The organism is Caulobacter sp. SLTY (assembly GCF_009905535.1).
Classification (GTDB): Bacteria; Pseudomonadota; Alphaproteobacteria; order Caulobacterales; family Caulobacteraceae; genus Caulobacter.
Map to the genome: position 1 here is coordinate 69,446 of NZ_JAAALA010000011.1, position 16,404 is coordinate 85,849.

Genomic DNA, 16,404 nt, shown 5'->3' on the forward strand with positions numbered 1-16,404 from the left:
GCCCCAGATGCCGCCACGCCGACAGCCGGGATGAAAAAACCTGGAACCGTGCGTGACTTTCGCCCGTGGCTCCCGCGCCCTAAGTAGTCAGCTACCACACCACGGACAGCCGCCATGACCCTTCGCCTCGGCGTCAACATCGACCACGTCGCTACGATCCGCAACGCGCGGGGCGCCAGCTATCCGGAGCCGACCCGCGCGGCCGAGCTGGCCCTGATGGCCGGCGCCGACGGCATCACCGCCCACCTGCGCGAGGACCGCCGCCACATCTCCGACGCGGACATCGATCAGCTGGCCGACCTTTGCCGCAAGCGCGGCAAGCCGCTGAACTTCGAGATGGCGGTCACCGACGACATGGTCGCCATCGCTCTGGCCCATCGCCCCTACGCCGCCTGCCTGGTGCCCGAGCGCCGCGAGGAGGTGACCACCGAGGGGGGGCTGGACGTGGTGCGGGGCGCCAACCGGGTGCGCGACGCGGTGCACTCCCTGCGCGCGGCGGGCAGCCGCGTCTCCCTGTTCATCGAGGCCGACCCGGCCCAGATCGCCGCCTCCGCCGAAGCCGGAGCCCAGGTCATCGAGCTCCACACCGGCGCCTACTGCGACGCCGCCCGCGCCGGCGAGACGGACCGGGCCGCCGCCATCCTGGCCCGCCTGACCGCCGGCGCCGCCCAGGCCGCCCAGCTGGGCCTGGAGGTCCACGCCGGCCACGGCATCGACTACGCCACCGTCGGCCCCATAGCCGCCATCCCCCAGCTGGCCGAACTGAACATCGGCCACTTCCTGATCGGCGAGGCCATCTTCGTCGGCCTGCCGGAGGCGATTCTCCGCATGCGCCGACTGATGGACGCCGCCCGGGCGCAGGCGGAGCAGGCGGCGTGATCATCGGCCTGGGCTCCGACCTCTGCGACATCCGCCGCATCGACAAGACCCTCAATCGCTTCGGAGACCGCTTCGTCCAGCGCCTGTTCACCGAGACCGAGCAGGCCAAGTCCGACCGGCGCAAAGACCGCGCCGCCAGCTACGCCAAACGCTTCGCCGCCAAGGAGGCCTGCGCCAAGGCCCTGGGCACCGGCGTTCCCCGCCGCGGCGTCCACTGGCGGGACATGGGGGTGGTCAACCTGCGCTCCGGCGCCCCGACCATGGCCCTGACCGGCGGCGCGGCCGAACGCCTGGCCCAAATCATCCCGCAAGGGATGGAAGCAAAGATCCACGTCACCCTGACCGACGACCACCCCTACGCCCAGGCCTTCGTGATCATTGAGGCGCTGCCTATCCAAGTTACGCCATGAAGGCGAAGTAACGGGCGCAGACATTGCCTCTGCGGTATTCCACCGCTAACCAGACCCGCTGGGCTCATGCCCCACGTTTCAAAGAGAATCCCGCGCCGATGACCGACGCTGTCGCCCACGAGTCCGACGAACCCCGCGACCTGCCGGAGGAGAAGCCCTCCTTCGTCCAGGAGATGGTCGAGATCGGCAAGACCGTGTTCTACGCCCTGCTGATCGCCCTGGTCCTGCGGGTGTTCCTGTTCCAGCCGTTCACCATCCCCTCGTCCTCGATGGAGCCGAACCTGCTGGCTGGCGACTACATCATCGTGAACAAGTGGTCCTACGGCTACTCCAAGCACTCGATCCCGCTCAGCCCGCCGCTGTTCAAGGGGCGCATCTTCAACACCGTGCCCAAGCGGGGCGACATCGTGGTGTTCAAGCTGCCGGCCGACAACAAGACCGACTACATCAAGCGGGTCATCGGCCTGCCCGGCGACCGGGTGCAGGTTCGCAATGGCGTGCTCTACGTCAACGAAAAGGCGGTGCCGCACGTCCAGCTGACCCGCCAGGATCTGGACGACCTGAACGGCGTGCGCCGCCAGGAAACCTCGCTCGACGGCAAGACCTACGCCACCTACGCCGGCGCCGAGTACGGCTATCCCAACAACACCGGCGTCTTCCTGGTGCCCCAGAAGCACTACTTCGTCATGGGCGACAACCGCGACAACAGCCTCGATTCCCGCTTCGAGCCCAACTACGCCGCGCCCCGCGCCGGCGGCGTCGGCTTCATGCCGGCCGAGAATCTGGTCGGCAAGGCGGAGATCATCCTGCTATCCTGGTACCCGGCTCCCAGCATGGACCGCGGCCCGGTCACCGACGAGAAGGGCAAGGTCCGCGAGGGCGTCTCGCTGTTCAAGCCCTGGACCTGGTTCACCGAGGCGCGGCCCGGCCGGTTCTTCAACCTGCTGAAATGAACGCCCGAGTTGCTGCTGTAGAGACGCTCGAACGCCGCATAGGCCACAGCTTCGCCGACCGCGCCCTGCTGGAGCGGGCCCTGACCCACGCCAGCGTCGGGGACGGCGCCGTCAAGGTGCGCCACAACGAGCGGCTGGAGTTCCTGGGTGACAGGGTGCTAGGCCTGCTGGCATCGGAGCGGCTGCTGGCCCTCTATCCGGAGGCCAAGGAGGGCGAGCTGTCGCCCCGCCTGGCCAACCTCGTAAACGGCAAGGCCTGCGCCCGTGTCGGCCGCCGTCTGGAGCTGGGCGCGGCCCTGCGGATGAGCGGCTCGGCGACCAAGATGGGCGTGCGGGACAACGACGGCGCCCTGGGCGACGCGGTCGAGGCGCTGATGGCCGCCATCTACATCGACGGCGGCCTTGAGACGGCCCGATCCTTCTTCCTCGAGGCCTGGTCGGAGGAGTTCGCCCGGCTCGAGGAGCCCCGCGCCAAGGATGCCAAGACCCGGCTGCAGGAATGGGCCATGGGCCGCCGCCTGCCCGTCCCGGCCTATGTGGTGGTGGAACAGACAGGCCCCGACCACGCGCCTCGGTTCATCGTCGAAGTGTCGGTAAAGGGCTATGAGACCGAACGCGGGGAGGGGGGCTCCCGGCGCGAAGCGGAAAAGGCGGCGGCTATGATCATGCTGCTGAAACAGGAAGGCCAACAATGACCACCAAAGCCGGCTTCGTCGCCGTGATCGGCGCCCCCAACGCCGGCAAGTCCACCCTGACCAATCGTCTGGTCGGGGCCAAGGTGTCGATCGTCACCCAGAAGGTGCAGACCACCCGCTTTCCGGTTCGTGGCGTCGCCATGGCCGGTGAGGCCCAGATCGTGCTGCTCGATACCCCGGGCATCTTCACCCCCCGCCGCCGACTCGATCGCGCCATGGTGCGCAGCGCCTGGGCCGGGGCCGACGATGCCGACGCGGTGGTGCACCTAGTCGATGTCCAGGCCGAACTGGCGGTGCAGGACGGCTCCGCCAAGGGCGCCGACAAGCGCGGTGTCGAGGACGTCCAGACCATCATCGAGGCGCTCCAGAAGTCCGGCAAGATGGTCATCCTGGCGCTCAACAAGATCGACGGGGTCAAGCGCGAGCGGCTGCTGTCCGTCTCCCAGGCCCTGTTCGAGACCGGCGTCTATAGCGAAGCCTTCATGATCAGCGCTCTCGACGGAAACGGCGTCGAGGACCTCCGCGCGCGGCTCGCCGAGCTGATGCCGGAGGGCCCCTGGCTCTACCCCGAGGACCAGACCGCCGACATTCCCGCCCGACTGCTGGCCGCCGAGCTAACCCGCGAAAAGCTCTACCTCCGCGTCCACGAGGAGCTGCCTTACGCGGCCAGCGTCGAGACCACGGCCTTCGAGGAAAAGAAGGATGGGTCGGTCCGGATCGAACAGACCGTCTATGTCGAGCGCGAGGGACAGCGCGCCATTATCATCGGCGCCAACGGCCAGACCCTCAAATGGATCGGCCAGAAGTCGCGCGAAGAGCTGGCCGAGCTCTTCGAGCGCAAGGTCCATCTCTTCCTCCACGTCCGCGTCCGCGAGACCTGGGCCGAGGAGCGGGAGACCTATGCCGGCATGGGCCTCGATTTCGACGTCTAAGGGGAGGGCGCCTTGCGCATCTTGATCTTCATCCTGGCGCTGCTGGCCACGCCGGCCTGGGCTCTCGATCCGGAGACCCCGCCCAACACGGACGTCAACGCGCCCCTGGACGCCCTGCACCGCGCGGCGTCGGAGGCCGACGGCAAGACCTACTTCGATCTGTTCACCAAGGACGCTATCTACATCGGCACCGACGCCTCGGAACGCTGGACCATCGCCCAGTTCCGCGCCTACGCCGAACCCTACTTCGCCCAGGGCAAGGGCTGGACCTACACCGTCCGCGAGCGCCACTTCGGCTACGCCGACATCGCGTGCAAATGCGTGGTCTGGTTCGACGAGCTGCTGGACAGCGAGAGCTATGGAACCAGCCGGGGGACGGGCGTCCTGGTGCTCCAGAACAATGAATGGAAAATCGCCCAATACGCCCTGACCTTCCCGATCCCCAACGACCTGGCGAAGGGAATGACTTCTGAAATCAAGGCTTTCGAGGCCAAGACGAGGTTGGAACAAAAATAGAACAAAATGCTTGCCATGACGGTGGTGTGGCGAGATAGTGCGGGTCTCTGAAGGGAGAGCCGCCATGACCGTGCAAGATATCGCCAATGACCTCGTCGCCCTGTGCCGGGCGGGAGATTTCGACACCGCCGGCCAGAAGTACTGGGCCGATGATGTGCTCAGCGTCGAGGCCATGCCCGGCGATATGGCCGAAATTCGCGGCAAGGACGCGGTGAAGGGCAAGGGCGACTGGTGGGCCGCCAATCACGAGGTCCACAGCTCGGAAGTCGAGGGGCCCTACGTCAATGGCGACCAGTTCGTGGTCCGCTTCAAGATGGACCTGACCCAGAAGGCCAGCGGCGATCGCATCCAGATGGACGAGGTCGGCCTCTACACCGTCAAGGACGGCAAGATCGTCGAGGAACGGTTCTTCTACGCCTGAGGCAGGCCTCGCCTCCGATCGCTGCAGGAGCTATCCCACCCGCATGGAATGGGAAGACGACGCCTACATTCTCGCCGCCCGACCGCATGGCGAGACGGGGGCGATCGTCGAGTTGCTGACCGAACACCACGGCCGGCAGGCGGCCCATGTTTCCGGCGGCGCCTCGCGAAGGCTCAAGTCGGTTCTACAGGCCGGAACCCGCGTGGTGGTGAGCTATCGCGCCCGGGTCGAAGGCCAGCTGGGGTCGGCCACGGTCGAACCAATCGGGGAGGGGCCGTCGGAGTTGTTCGACGACCGGATGGCGCTGGCGGGTTTGGCCGCCGCCGCCGCCCTGGCCGCCGGGGCCCTGCCGGAGCGGGAGCCGCATCCGGGGGCCTTCCATGCCTTCGAGGCCCTGATCGGCGCCCTGTTGCACCCGGACGTCTGGCCGGCGGTCTTCGTGCAGTTCGAGGCCGGACTGCTGGCCGAGATGGGCTTTTCCCTCGACCTGACCAAATGCGCCTCGACCGGGGTGACCGAGGACCTCATCTGGGTCAGCCCCCGCACCGGCCGCGCCGTCTCCCGCGAGGCAGGCGAGCCCTACGCCGACCGTCTGCTGCCCCTGCCGCCCTTCATGCTCTCGCCCCGCAACGGCCTGGCCGAAGGCGACATCCGCGCCGGCTTCGATCTCACCGGCCACTTCCTCGAACAGTTCGTCTTCGGCCCGCTGAACCGTCCGCTTCCGCCGGCCCGCGTCTGGCTCCTAGAGCAACTCTCCGACGCGGGCCGCCTCTGAGCCGAAAATTCCGCCCCCTCTGGGGGCGGGGGACCGCGCGCGAATACGCGCGTGGTGGTGGGGGCGGCGCCGGCGGTAGGGGAGTGCGCGCCAAGCAGGTTCAGCGCCGCCGCTGCCCCCTCTGTCCGTCGCGTATTCGCGCCGGACAGCTCCCCCAGAGGGGGAGCGACTACTTTAGATCCGCGGCCACCGCGCTCCCTTTCCTCAGCGGACGCCCCTATAACCAACCCAGTTGATTCTGGACCGACATGACTGTTCACACCCCCCCGCCCGGTGACGGCGACCGTATCCTCGACGAGCCGCTGACCGAGGCCCTGTCGCGGCGCTACCTGGCCTATGCGCTCTCGACCATCACCGGCCGCGCCCTGCCGGACGTCCGCGACGGGTTGAAGCCTGTCCACCGCCGCCTGCTTTATGCCCTGCACGAGATGCGGCTGAACCCCACCGCCTCTGCCCGCAAGTGCGCCAAGGTGGTCGGCGAGGTAATGGGTAACTTCCACCCGCACGGCGACCAGGCCATCTATGACGCCCTGGTGCGCCTGGCCCAGTCGTTCAGCCAGCGCTATCCCCTGGTCGACGGCCAGGGCAACTTCGGCAACATCGACGGCGATAACGCCGCGGCCATGCGTTACACTGAGTGCCGCATGACGGAAGCCGCGAGCCTGCTGCTCGACGGCCTCGACGAGAATGCGGTCGACTTCAAGCCCACTTACGATGGCCAGGACGAAGAGCCGGTCGTCCTGCCCGCCGGATTCCCGAACCTGCTGGCCAACGGCTCCAGCGGCATTGCCGTCGGCATGGCCACTTCAATCCCGCCGCACAACGCCGGCGAACTGATCGACGCCTGCCTGCTGCTGCTGCAACGCCCGGAGGCGACCACCGCCGACCTGATGGAGCGGGTGAAGGGGCCGGATTTCCCGACCGGCGGCATCATTGTCGAACCCCACCACAGCCTGCTGGAAACCTTCGAGACCGGCCGGGGCGGGGTTCGCCTGCGCGCCCGCTGGACGAAGGAGGAGACCGGCCGCGGCGGCTATCAGATCGTGGTCACCGAGATTCCGTATCAGGTGAAGAAGGCCGAGCTGGTCGAGCAGCTGGCCGAGTTGATCGAGGCCAAGAAGGCGCCGCTGCTGGGCGATGTGCGGGACGAGAGCGCCGAGGACGTGCGCCTGGTCATCGAGCCGAAGAACCGCAACGTCGAGCCGGAAGTCCTCATGGAGAGCCTATTCAAGCTCTCGGACCTGGAGACCCGTTTCCCGGTCAACATGAACGTGCTGGATGCGCGCGGCACGCCGGGCGTGCTCGGCCTCAAGGCGATCCTCAAGGCCTTCCTCGACCACCGCCGCGAGGTGCTGGTCCGCCGCGCCCGCTTCCGGCTGGAGAAGATCGAGGCTCGGCTGCACATCCTCGACGGCCTGCTGATCGCCTATCTGAACCTCGACGAGGTGATCCGCATCGTCCGCTATGAGGACGAGCCGAAGCAGAAGCTGATCGCCGCCTTCGACCTTACCGAGATCCAGGCCGACGCCATCCTCAACACCCGCCTGCGCCAGCTGGCCCGGCTGGAAGAGATGGAGATCCGCCGCGAACATGCTGAACTGGCTGAGGAAAGGGACGGCATCATCGCCATGCTCGGCTCCGAGGCGGCGCAGTGGAAACTGGTCGGCACGGGGCTGGCCGACATGCGCGCCGTGGTCGGGGTCGGCACCGAGGTCGGCCGCCGCCGCAGCGATTTCGCGGAGGCCCCGTCGATCGACGTCGACACCGCCACCGAGGCCTTCATCCCCCGCGAGACGATCACGGTCATCCTGTCGGAAAAGGGCTGGATCCGGGCCGCCAAGGGCCGGGTGGACGATCCCTCGGAGCTGAAGTTCAAGGAAGGCGACAAGCTGGGCTTCCTGGTCCCGGCCGAGACCACCGACAAGCTGCTGATCTTCGCCTCCGACGGCCGGTTCTTCACCGTCGAATGCAGCAAGCTGCCGTCGGCGCGGGGCCATGGCGAGCCGCTGCGGCTGATGGTTGACCTGGACGACAAGGTGAAGATCATCGACGTCTTCCCCCACAAGGCCGGCCGCAAGCGCATCCTGGCGTCCAAGGAGGGCTACGGCTTCATCATGCCCGAGGACGAGGCCCTGGCCTTCCGCCGGGCCGGCAAGTCGGTGCTGAACGGCACGGCCGTGGTATCGCTGGAGGTGGCTGGCGACCAGATGGCGGTGATCGGCGACAACGGCAAGATCCTGATCTATCCGCTTGAAGAACTTCCGGAAATGCCGCGCGGCAAGGGGGTCAAGCTGCAGTCCTACCGCGAGGGAGGGCTGCGGGACGCCACGGTGTTTAACGCTGAGACGGGCGCCTTCTGGATCGACGCCGCCGGCCGCACACGCGAGTGGACCGATTGGAAGGACTGGGCCGGCAAGCGCGCCGGCGCCGGCAAACTGGCCCCCAAGGGCTTCCCGACGAGCAAGCGGTTCAGACCGCGCTGAGGAAGGGCGGGGACACGTACCTTTTCGCCCATGCGCCGGTGCAGCCGCCTGGATCGTGTCGCGAAAAGGTACGTGTCCCCATTCTTCTAGCCCCCCACCAACTTGCTCATCGCCTCCAGGTACCGGCCGAACGCCGCCCGGCCCTCACCAGTGATCCGCGCCCGGGTCAGGGGCTTTACGCCGACAAAGCTTTTTTCGATGTCGATGTAGCCGGCTTCCTGGAGTTTCCTGAGGTGGATCGACAGGTTGCCCTGGGTCGCCTCCAGCACGGTCTTGAGCTCGGTGAAGTCGGCGACCTCGGCGTCGGCGAGATAGGCCATGATCCCCAGCCGCAGGCGGCCGTGGATAACCTCGTCGATGCCGCCGATATCGAACTTCGGCATCAGTCGGCCTTGCCCCGCGCCATGGCGATGCCGGGCAGCATCATGAACAGGAACAGCGCCGCGCCGCAGATCAGCACATAGGCCGCATGGCCGCGGGTCAGGCCCATCAGGCCGGCGCTGATCATCCAGCCCAGGCCAGTCGCCAGCATCCACAGCCGCTTGCGGATCAGCCAAGCCGCGTACCAGGCGCCCCCAAGCACCGCGAACACCACCGCCGGGTAGAACAGCCAGATGCGGAAGTCGCCGGTCTGGATGGTGGGGGGGAGGAAGATGACCAGGAAGACCAGGTTCATCAGGCCGGTGGAACTGAAGATCGCTGACACGGCTCGCCCCGTGGCGCCCTTGGGCTTGATGGCGTTGCCGCTCTTGATGATGGCGTAGGTCATGTAGATCAGGAAGATCACGGTCGGCGCGCCAAGGAAGAACAGGGTGACCGGCCCCGGCGACTGGACGCCAAGGATCTGGGCGCCGTGGAACAGGCATTGGATGCCATAGACGAGACCGCCCAGGGCAAAGAGCCGGCCAGTGAAGCGCCAGACCTCGCCGCCGCCGGGCTCGCCGGCGACGAGGGTCTTCAGATAGGCGAGGTCCTCTCGCGCGGAGTCGGCATCGGTCATCAGGCGATTCCTTCCTGGACTTGAGTTTGAGGCTTCGCACGCCAGGGGACGCGGCGTCCATTGAGCAGCCGGCCGACGAAGGAGTGGCGGACCAGCAGTTCATAGGTGACCAGGGCCGGCGCCATGGTCCCGACGACGACCAGACCAAACTTGGCGAACCAGGGCAGGGGCACGTCGCGGATAGCGACCTGCAGGGCCATCAGGATCGGCAGGTGGACGATGTAGATCCAGTAGCTGGCGTCGGCCAGGTAGCGGCGCACCGGGCTGTGGCGGGACAGGAACCGCACCGCCGCCCCGATCAGCCCGAAGGCCCAGCTCCAGATGGCCAGCGGATAGATCACGCAGTAGGCGGCCCGCACCCAGTTGTCATCGAAGGTCGCGCCGATCGACTCCTCGGGCAGCATGTATAGGCCGATGACCGTCAGAATCACCGCTGCGACCAGATGGGTGAGCCAATGGCGGGCGAAGGCGGTGACCAAGCCCGCCTGGCGCTGGATCAGCCAGCCGAAGCCGAAGGCCAGGCCATAGGCGGTGGCCGCAATGGCGTTCGGGATCAGCGACTGGTCTGGCGTCGGGATACCGGCCCAGGGAATCCATTTGGCGGTCAGGAAGAAGGCCAGGCCGACCGGAATTGCCAGCACGATCGGGCCGACGGACCAACGGACCAGGGCGCGGACCACGGGGTCAAGCATCTGGCCGATCACGCCCTGGCGGTCGACCAGCCGGCCGAGACCCCGCAGGATGAGAGCGCCGACATAGAAGACCAGCAGCACCCACAGGAACCACAGATGGGTCAGGGGAAAGTCGGTGGGGGTGAAGGCCGGGCCCTTCGGCGGGTCTTTGGGCAGGGCGCCGAGGGTATCGACAGTCACCCAGACCAGGACCGAGATGATGCCGGTCAGGGCGAGCGGCCAGAAAATGGCCAGCGGGGCGACGATGCGCTTCAGCCGGTCTAAGGCGAAGCCCTTGAGGCCGCGCCGTTCGAGCAGCATGCGGGCGAAGAAGCCGGCGATCAGGAAGAAGACCGTCATCCGAAACATGTGCAGGGTGAAGAAGGTGATCGCCATGGCCGGCGAGCGCTGCTCGTCCATGACGATCCAGGCCTGGGGCCCCGGCAGGAAGGACAGGGTGGCATGGAAGGCCACCCCCAGCAGCAGGGCGAACCCGCGCACGGCGTCCAGCGCGTGCAGGCGTTCGGGAGATGTCTCGGTCATTGGCATGAGCCCCAGAAGCACGGCCGTTCGCCGCTCGTGACGCCCTCATAGCAGACAAGTTTGAAATGTAAACATGTCTACGAACACAGTGCGTCTTGCCGCCGCAGCGCGGGCGGTTAGTCTTCCAAGAAAACCAATGCGGGGCAGGGGATAGGGATATGGGCTGGAAGAGATCGACGCTGACGGCCCTGGCCGCCGGCCTGCTGTTGGCCGGCCCGGTCGCCGCGCCGGCGGTGGTTCAGGCGCGGGCGACGGTGCTGGCGCCGGCCAAGCCGGAGGCGCTGGGCTTCTCGTCCGAGCGGCTGGCGAAGATGGATGCCGCGATGAAGGCGCTCGTCGATCGCGGCGCGGCGCCCGGCGTGATCACCTATGTGGCTCGCCACGGCCGCACGGCCCACTACAGCATCTACGGCAAGGCCGACCTCGCCAGCGGCGCGCCGCTGAAGGAAGACACGATCTTCCGCATGTACAGCCAGACCAAGCCGGTCACCGGCGTGGCCATGATGATCCTGTTCGAGGAGGGCCGCTGGAAGCTGGACGAGCCGGTCACGAAGTATGTGCCGGAGTTCAAGAACCTGCGCGTGTTCAAGGGCCTGGACGCGAAAGGTAAGATGATCACCGAGGCGGCGTCCCGCCCGCCGACGATGCGCGAGATCATGACCCACACGGGCGGCTTCGCCTATGGCCTGACCACCGACAATCCGGTCGATGCCGCCTATCGCGAGTCCGGCATGCTCGGTTCGCCGACCCTGCGGGAGGCGATGTCCGAGGCGGCCAAGCTGCCGCTGGCCAACCAGCCGGGCGAGCAATGGCGCTATTCGATCGCGGTAGATATCCAGGGCTACATCGTCGAGAAGCTGTCCGGCCAGTCGCTGCCGGAGTTCATGCAGTCGCGCATCTTCGGCCCGCTGGGCATGAAGGACACCGCCTTCTGGCTCCCGCCGGAGAAGCAGTCGCGGATGGCCAGTCTCTACATGCTGGACCGCCAGAAGGGGATCGTGCCGGCTGACGGCTTCATGGTGCTGGACATCAGCAAGCCGCCGACGGCGGCCAACGGCGGCGGCGGCCTGGTCTCGACGGTCGCCGACTACGCCCGCTTCGCCCAGATGCTCTGCAACGGCGGCGAGCTGGATGGGGTGCGCATCCTGTCGCCCTCGACCGTCAAGCTGATGGCAACAAACCACCTGACCGACGCCCAGTTGGCCAAACAGCCGCTCGGCCCCGGCGTCGGCTTCGGCCTCGACTTCGGGGTGGTGATGGATCCGGCCGCCGCCGGCACGCCCGCCGGAATGGGCAGCTTCAGCTGGGGCGGCGCGGCCGGCACCTGGTTCTGGGTCGATCCGGAGAACGACCTGTTCGTCATGGGCATGATCCAGGTCATCGGCGGCGGGCAGGCCTACCGCCTCGACGAACTCAGCCAGCAATTCGTCTACGCGGCCCTGGTGGATCCGTCGAAGTAGGCAGCCTGCCCTCAATCCGTTACCGTCATCCTGGTTGAGGGAGTCCGGCCATGGAAATTGTCGTCATTCTGGTCATCGTGGCGGTCACCGCCCTTTTGATCATCGGCGTCTACAACCGGCTGGTGGCGCTCAACGCGCGGGCTGATCAGGCGTTTGCCGACATCGATGTTCAACTGAAGCAGCGGCACGACCTGATCCCCAACCTAGTCGAGACGGTGAAGGGCTACGCCGCCCACGAGCGCGGCACGCTGGAGGCGGTGATCGCCGCCCGCAACAGCGCCGCCACGGCCGCCAGCGTCGATGACAAGGTTCAGGCCGAGACGGTGCTGACCGGCGCCCTGCGCCAGCTGTTCGCCCTGTCGGAGGCCTATCCGGACCTCAAGGCGAACCAGAACTTCCTCAGCCTGCAGGCCGAGCTGGGCGACCTCGAGAACAAGCTGGCCGCCGCCCGCCGGTTCTTCAACAACGCGGTGACCGAGTTCAACGCCGCCCGCCGCGCCTTCCCGGCTGTGCTGTTCGCGGGCCTGTTCGGCTACGGCAAGGACCGCACGCTCTACGACGTCGGCGCCGACAGCCGGGCGTCGATGGACGCGGCTGCTCCCACTGTAAAGTTCTGATCCCATGGGGCCCGTCGGCCTCTACACCCACATCCAGGCCAACAACGTTCGCTCAGCCCTGCTGCTGATCGGGTTTCCCGTGCTGCTGACCGGACTGATCTGGGCGTTGACGGTCGGGCTGATGGGGGCGGGCGTCCTGCCCTCGACAGGTTCGATCCCAGGCGACCTCGCGCGGGCGACCCAGCTGCTGGTGGTCTCCCTGCCGCTGGCCGTGTTGGTCTCGGCGGTCTGGTTCGCCATCGCCTACTACGCCAACCAGACGATCATCGACCTGGCGACAGGGGCTCGGCCGGTTCAGAGACAGGATGAGCCTGGCCTCTACAACCTGCTGGAAAACCTGGCGATCTCCCGGGGGATGAAGACGCCGACCCTGCGCATCATCGAGACCGACGCGCTGAACGCCTTCGCCACTGGCCTGAACGAGAGACAGTACAGCATCACGGTCACCCGCGGGCTGATGCGGGCGCTGGACAAGGCCGAGCTAGAGGCGGTGCTGGCCCATGAGCTGACCCATGTGATCAACCGTGACTGCCGCACCATGGTCATCGCCGCGGTGTTCGCCGGGATCATCACCCTGTTGGCCGAGATGATGGTCCGGGGCATGCGGTTCGGGGCGGTCGGCTCGCGGGCGGGGCGGAACAAGGGAGCGGGGCTGCTGCTGCTGATCGCCTTCGCGGCCGGGGCGATCGGCTATGGCCTGGCCATTCTCATCCGCATGGCCCTGTCGCGCAGCCGGGAGTTCGTCGCCGACGCCGGGGCGGTGGAGCTGACCAAGAACCCCGATGCGATGATCTCGGCCCTGCGCAAGATCAGTGGCCGCGCCCACATTGCCGCGCCGGACTCGGTGCGGGCCATGTTCCTGGACGACGGCAAGGACGACAGCCTGGACCTGTTCGCCACCCATCCGCCGATCAGCAAGCGGATCGACGCCCTGGTGCGCTACGCTGGCGGACGCGATCTGCCGTTGATCGAGCCGCCAACGGCGACCGGCCCCTGGGGCTGAGCCCCCAGGCCGCTCAGACCTTTTCGCTGATCTTGATGGCCGCGCGGCAGCCGGCGCGGATCACCGCCGCCAGCATGGGATAGGCCGGCGCCTCGCGGGCGCCTTCCTCGATGGCCAGGTCGCGGTGGGCCAGCTCGTCGTCGCGGAACTGGGTCAGTTCGGCGGCCAGTTCCGGCTCGCGCTTTTCCAGCTCGGCGATCTGGCCGGCGTAATGCTGCTCGATCATCGTCTCCACTGCCTCGGTGCAGGCGTGGGCGGCCTTGGGACCCATCAAGGCGGTGCCGGCGCCCAGGGCGAAGCCTGCGGCGCGCCACAGCGGCGCCATCAGGGTGGGGCGGACGCCGCGTTCGTTGAGGATGGCGTCGAAACGCGAGAGGTGAACCTGTTCGTGGCCTTCCATCTCGGCCAGCTGAGCGGCGATGCGGCCGTGGGCCGGGGCGCGGCCGAGCACCGCCTGTTGACCCCGATAGATGTGAACGGCGCCCAACTCTCCGGCGTGATCGACCCGTAGAATCTCCGCCAGCCGGCCGGCGGTGGCGCCGATTCCAGGACGGGCGGGGATGGGCTTGGCGCTCATGGCCTAAGTCTATTGTAGGCGGAGACGAAGCTCCAGCCCGCCAGCTTCAGCGACACGATCACGTTCCAGCCGGCCATCGACAGGCCCAGGAAGTGCCACAGCGCCTTGTCGCAGGCCGGAGAGGCGGTCTTGCCGCCACCGACCAGCCGTTCCATCTCGCTGAGCGAGACGCCGGCTCCGCCACCCCCGGCGCAGGCCGCCGGCCCCGGCCACCAGTGCCACTCGACCCCGGCATGGTAGAAGGCGATGCCGGCTCCAAGCAGGAAGGTGAGGCCCAGCAGGCCATCCAGCCAGGGGGAGATGCGCCGGCTGTGGGCGGTCCGCTTGATCACCACGGCGACCAGGGCGATAGCGATAGCGGCCCAATAGACCTCCCGCTGCTTGAGGCAGAGGGTGCAGGGGATCAGGTTGGCGAACCGTTCGAAGGCGTGGGCCGCCGCCAGCATCAGGGCCGACGACAGCAGCGCCGTCTCAGGCCAGTGGCGCAGGAAGAAGCCGATCAGGCGTTTCACAGGCTGCATGGCGCCGACCTCGGTCAATTGAACAGGCCCTGGAAGAAGCCGACCACGGCGTCGCCCCCGACCTTGTTGAACAGCGAAACCGCCCAGGTCGCGCCGAAGGCCAGGCCGATGACCACCGCGGACAGGAAGCCGACCCAGGCGACCGCTATGGCCGAGCCGAGGGCAACGAAAATCCCGTCCCGTTGGATGACACCGACCGCCAGAAGGGTAAGCGCCAGGGAGGGAACCGAGTTGGTCATCGGCAGCACGATGGTCAGGGTCGCCAGGATCATGAAGAAGGCCGCGAGCCGCTCACCAAACCCCGTGGCCAGAAACGCCAGGCGGGGCCGCGAAACCCGCTCTGTCCAGCGCATGCTTTTGTCGGCGAAGCCGGACATACGGTTGAGCCAATCGAGTGAGATCCGGCGTTTCAGCCAGCTGGCCGGCAACCAGGGCTCGCTCCGGCCGACCATCATCTGGGCCGCCAGGAGGATGATGGGAATCCCGACGATCTGGGGCACGCCGTACAGCGCGGGCACCAGGCAGGGCACCGCAAGAATCAGGATCAGGATGCCGAACGCCCGCTCATCCATCCGGTCGAGCACTTCGCCGAGTGTCAGCCCGTCCGACCCCGCGCCGTCAGGCAGTCCGACAACCAGATCGATAAACCCCTGTTGAGGATTGTCCTGGAACGCGTCGGGCTGGCTCATGGTTTGGCTTCTAATCGCTTTTGCGGCGGAGAGAAGGCGTGCGGGCGCGAATTCGTGATTGACCGAACGGTGTCGCCTCTTTGCCAATATCGTTTCAAATGATACTAACTGCAGCGCGAACCTTCCCTGGTCAGAGAGGCCCCCGATGAACGCTCCGAACCCCACCAAAGACCTGTTCGAAAACCCGCTGGGCACCGACGGTTTCGAGTTCGTCGAGTTCACCTCGCCCGATCCCCAGGCGCTGAAGACCATGTGGGAGCTGATGGGCTTCACCGCCGTGGGCAAGCATCGCTCCAAGAACGTGCTTCACTTCCGCCAGGGCGACATCAACTTCATCCTCAACATGGACCCGCAGGGTCAGGCCGCCGACTTCCAGGCCGCGCACGGGCCATCGGCCAACGCGATGGCATTCCGTGTGCGCGACGCGGCCAAGGCCTATGAGCTGGCGCTGCAGCGCGGCGCCAAGCCGGCGACCCCGGGCAAGATCGGCCCGATGGAGCTGAACATCCCCGCCATCGAGGGGATCGGCGGCACCAACCTCTACCTGGTCGATCGTTATGGCGCGCAAAGCATCTATGACGTCGATTTCGCCCCGATCGAGGGCGCGGCGGCGGCCGAGGCGGCCAACAGCGTTGGCCTGACCTATCTCGACCATCTGACCCACAACGTGTTCCGGGGCGGGATGAAGAAGTGGGCCGACTTCTATGAGCAGGTCTTCAACTTCCGCGAAATTCGCTACTTCGACATCGAGGGGAAGGTGACCGGCCTGTTCTCCAAGGCGATGACCAGCCCGGACGGCAAGATCCGCATCCCGCTGAACGAGAGCCAGGACGACCAGAGTCAGATCGAGGAATTCCTGCGCGACTACAAGGGCGAGGGCATCCAGCACCTGGCCTTCGGCACCGACGACATCTTCCACACCGTCGAGACCCTGCGCGAGCGCGGCGTGAAGTTCCAGGACACGCCGGACAGCTATTACGAGCTGCTCGATAACCGCGTGAAGGGCCACGGGGAGAACACCCAGCGCCTGCAGGCCGACAAGATCCTGCTCGACGGCGCCCCGACCGAAGGCCAGGGCCTGCTGCTGCAGATCTTCACCGAGAACCTGATCGGGCCGATCTTCTTCGAGATCATCCAGCGCAAGGGCAACGAAGGCTTCGGCGAGGGCAACTTCAAGGCCCTGTTCGAGAGTATCGAGCTCGACCAGATCCGGCGCGGGGTTGTGCAGGCCTAAGCAGTCGTGCCTTCTCCGGTCTCAA

At 67.0% G+C, this 16,404-nt stretch carries 19 protein-coding genes; 13 read left to right on the forward strand and 6 right to left on the reverse strand.

Features of this window, described 5'->3' with window-relative positions:
* Positions 1 to 114: 114 nt before the first annotated feature.
* From GVN21_RS08440 to parC, 9 genes are all read left to right on the forward strand, one after another.
* Positions 115 to 879 carry a pyridoxine 5'-phosphate synthase gene (locus GVN21_RS08440; RefSeq protein ID WP_166574281.1) on the forward strand — a complete coding sequence of 255 codons (765 nt, stop codon included), beginning with the start codon at positions 115 to 117 and terminating at the stop codon, positions 877 to 879.
* Positions 876 to 1,289 carry a holo-ACP synthase gene (acpS, locus tag GVN21_RS08445; RefSeq protein WP_166574282.1) on the forward strand — a complete coding sequence of 138 codons (414 nt, stop codon included), beginning with the start codon at positions 876 to 878 and terminating at the stop codon, positions 1,287 to 1,289. Before GVN21_RS08440 ends, acpS begins: the two co-directional genes overlap by 4 nt.
* A 98-nt stretch (positions 1,290 to 1,387) precedes the next feature.
* Positions 1,388 to 2,242, forward strand: a complete 855-nt coding sequence (gene lepB, locus GVN21_RS08450) for a signal peptidase I (protein WP_166574283.1) — start codon at positions 1,388 to 1,390, stop codon at positions 2,240 to 2,242.
* Positions 2,239 to 2,937: a ribonuclease III gene (gene rnc, locus GVN21_RS08455; protein ID WP_166574284.1), complete on the forward strand. Its 699-nt coding sequence runs from the start codon at positions 2,239 to 2,241 to the stop codon at positions 2,935 to 2,937. The genes lepB and rnc overlap by 4 nt, the downstream gene beginning before the upstream one ends.
* Positions 2,934 to 3,869 carry a GTPase Era gene (gene era / locus GVN21_RS08460; RefSeq protein ID WP_166574285.1) on the forward strand — a complete coding sequence of 312 codons (936 nt, stop codon included), beginning with the start codon at positions 2,934 to 2,936 and terminating at the stop codon, positions 3,867 to 3,869. Before rnc ends, era begins: the two co-directional genes overlap by 4 nt.
* A gap of 12 nt (positions 3,870 to 3,881) precedes the next feature.
* Entirely contained in the window at positions 3,882 to 4,385 is a 504-nt protein-coding gene (locus GVN21_RS08465) for a nuclear transport factor 2 family protein (protein ID WP_166574286.1), read from the forward strand.
* A 64-nt stretch (positions 4,386 to 4,449) separates the two neighbouring features.
* Positions 4,450 to 4,806 (forward strand): nuclear transport factor 2 family protein, encoded by a 357-nt coding sequence (locus GVN21_RS08470; protein ID WP_166574287.1) that lies wholly within the window; start codon positions 4,450 to 4,452, stop codon positions 4,804 to 4,806.
* 43 nt (positions 4,807 to 4,849) lie between these two features.
* Complete coding sequence (gene recO, locus GVN21_RS08475; RefSeq protein WP_166574288.1) at positions 4,850 to 5,581, forward strand: DNA repair protein RecO; 732 nt, start codon at positions 4,850 to 4,852, stop codon at positions 5,579 to 5,581.
* 248 nt (positions 5,582 to 5,829) lie between these two features.
* Positions 5,830 to 8,064 (forward strand): DNA topoisomerase IV subunit A, encoded by a 2,235-nt coding sequence (parC, locus tag GVN21_RS08480; protein ID WP_166574289.1) that lies wholly within the window; start codon positions 5,830 to 5,832, stop codon positions 8,062 to 8,064.
* An 86-nt stretch (positions 8,065 to 8,150) separates the two neighbouring features.
* Here the strand turns inward: parC and GVN21_RS08485 are convergent, their stop codons facing one another.
* Genes GVN21_RS08485 through GVN21_RS08495 form a run of 3 tightly spaced genes read right to left on the reverse strand, consistent with a single transcriptional unit; the run spans position 8,151 to position 10,278 of the window.
* Positions 8,151 to 8,450 (reverse strand): transcriptional regulator, encoded by a 300-nt coding sequence (locus GVN21_RS08485; protein ID WP_166574335.1) that lies wholly within the window; start codon positions 8,448 to 8,450, stop codon positions 8,151 to 8,153.
* Positions 8,447 to 9,064 carry a hypothetical protein gene (locus GVN21_RS08490; RefSeq protein WP_166574290.1) on the reverse strand — a complete coding sequence of 206 codons (618 nt, stop codon included), beginning with the start codon at positions 9,062 to 9,064 and terminating at the stop codon, positions 8,447 to 8,449. The genes GVN21_RS08485 and GVN21_RS08490 overlap by 4 nt, the downstream gene beginning before the upstream one ends.
* On the reverse strand, positions 9,064 to 10,278 hold the full coding sequence (locus GVN21_RS08495; RefSeq protein WP_166574291.1) for an acyltransferase family protein: 1,215 nt from the start codon (positions 10,276 to 10,278) through the stop codon (positions 9,064 to 9,066). Before GVN21_RS08495 ends, GVN21_RS08490 begins: the two co-directional genes overlap by 1 nt.
* 158 nt (positions 10,279 to 10,436) lie before the next feature.
* Here GVN21_RS08495 and GVN21_RS08500 point away from each other — a divergent pair, with 158 nt between their 5' ends.
* From GVN21_RS08500 to GVN21_RS08510, 3 genes are read left to right on the forward strand one after another with little or no spacing between them, the layout of a single operon-like run.
* Entirely contained in the window at positions 10,437 to 11,738 is a 1,302-nt protein-coding gene (locus GVN21_RS08500) for a serine hydrolase domain-containing protein (RefSeq protein WP_166574292.1), read from the forward strand.
* A 50-nt stretch (positions 11,739 to 11,788) separates the two neighbouring features.
* Entirely contained in the window at positions 11,789 to 12,355 is a 567-nt protein-coding gene (locus GVN21_RS08505; protein ID WP_166574293.1) for a LemA family protein, read from the forward strand.
* Between the two features lie 4 nt (positions 12,356 to 12,359).
* Complete coding sequence (locus tag GVN21_RS08510) at positions 12,360 to 13,358, forward strand: M48 family metallopeptidase (RefSeq protein ID WP_166574294.1); 999 nt, start codon at positions 12,360 to 12,362, stop codon at positions 13,356 to 13,358.
* 13 nt (positions 13,359 to 13,371) lie between these two features.
* Here GVN21_RS08510 and GVN21_RS08515 read toward each other — a convergent pair whose 3' ends face one another.
* From GVN21_RS08515 to GVN21_RS08525, 3 genes are read right to left on the reverse strand one after another with little or no spacing between them, the layout of a single operon-like run.
* Positions 13,372 to 13,935, reverse strand: coding sequence for a demethoxyubiquinone hydroxylase family protein (locus tag GVN21_RS08515; protein WP_166574295.1), 564 nt, complete (start codon positions 13,933 to 13,935; stop codon positions 13,372 to 13,374).
* Positions 13,932 to 14,474 carry a disulfide bond formation protein B gene (locus tag GVN21_RS08520; protein ID WP_240902819.1) on the reverse strand — a complete coding sequence of 181 codons (543 nt, stop codon included), beginning with the start codon at positions 14,472 to 14,474 and terminating at the stop codon, positions 13,932 to 13,934. Before GVN21_RS08520 ends, GVN21_RS08515 begins: the two co-directional genes overlap by 4 nt.
* The gene (locus tag GVN21_RS08525) at positions 14,471 to 15,145 is read right to left on the reverse strand and encodes an exopolysaccharide biosynthesis protein (protein WP_166574296.1); all 675 of its coding nucleotides are present in this window, start codon (positions 15,143 to 15,145) and stop codon (positions 14,471 to 14,473) included. The genes GVN21_RS08520 and GVN21_RS08525 overlap by 4 nt, the downstream gene beginning before the upstream one ends.
* Positions 15,146 to 15,290: 145 nt before the next feature.
* Here GVN21_RS08525 and hppD point away from each other — a divergent pair, with 145 nt between their 5' ends.
* Positions 15,291 to 16,379, forward strand: coding sequence for a 4-hydroxyphenylpyruvate dioxygenase (hppD, locus tag GVN21_RS08530; protein WP_166574297.1), 1,089 nt, complete (start codon positions 15,291 to 15,293; stop codon positions 16,377 to 16,379).
* The last annotated feature ends 25 nt before the right edge of the window (positions 16,380 to 16,404 follow it).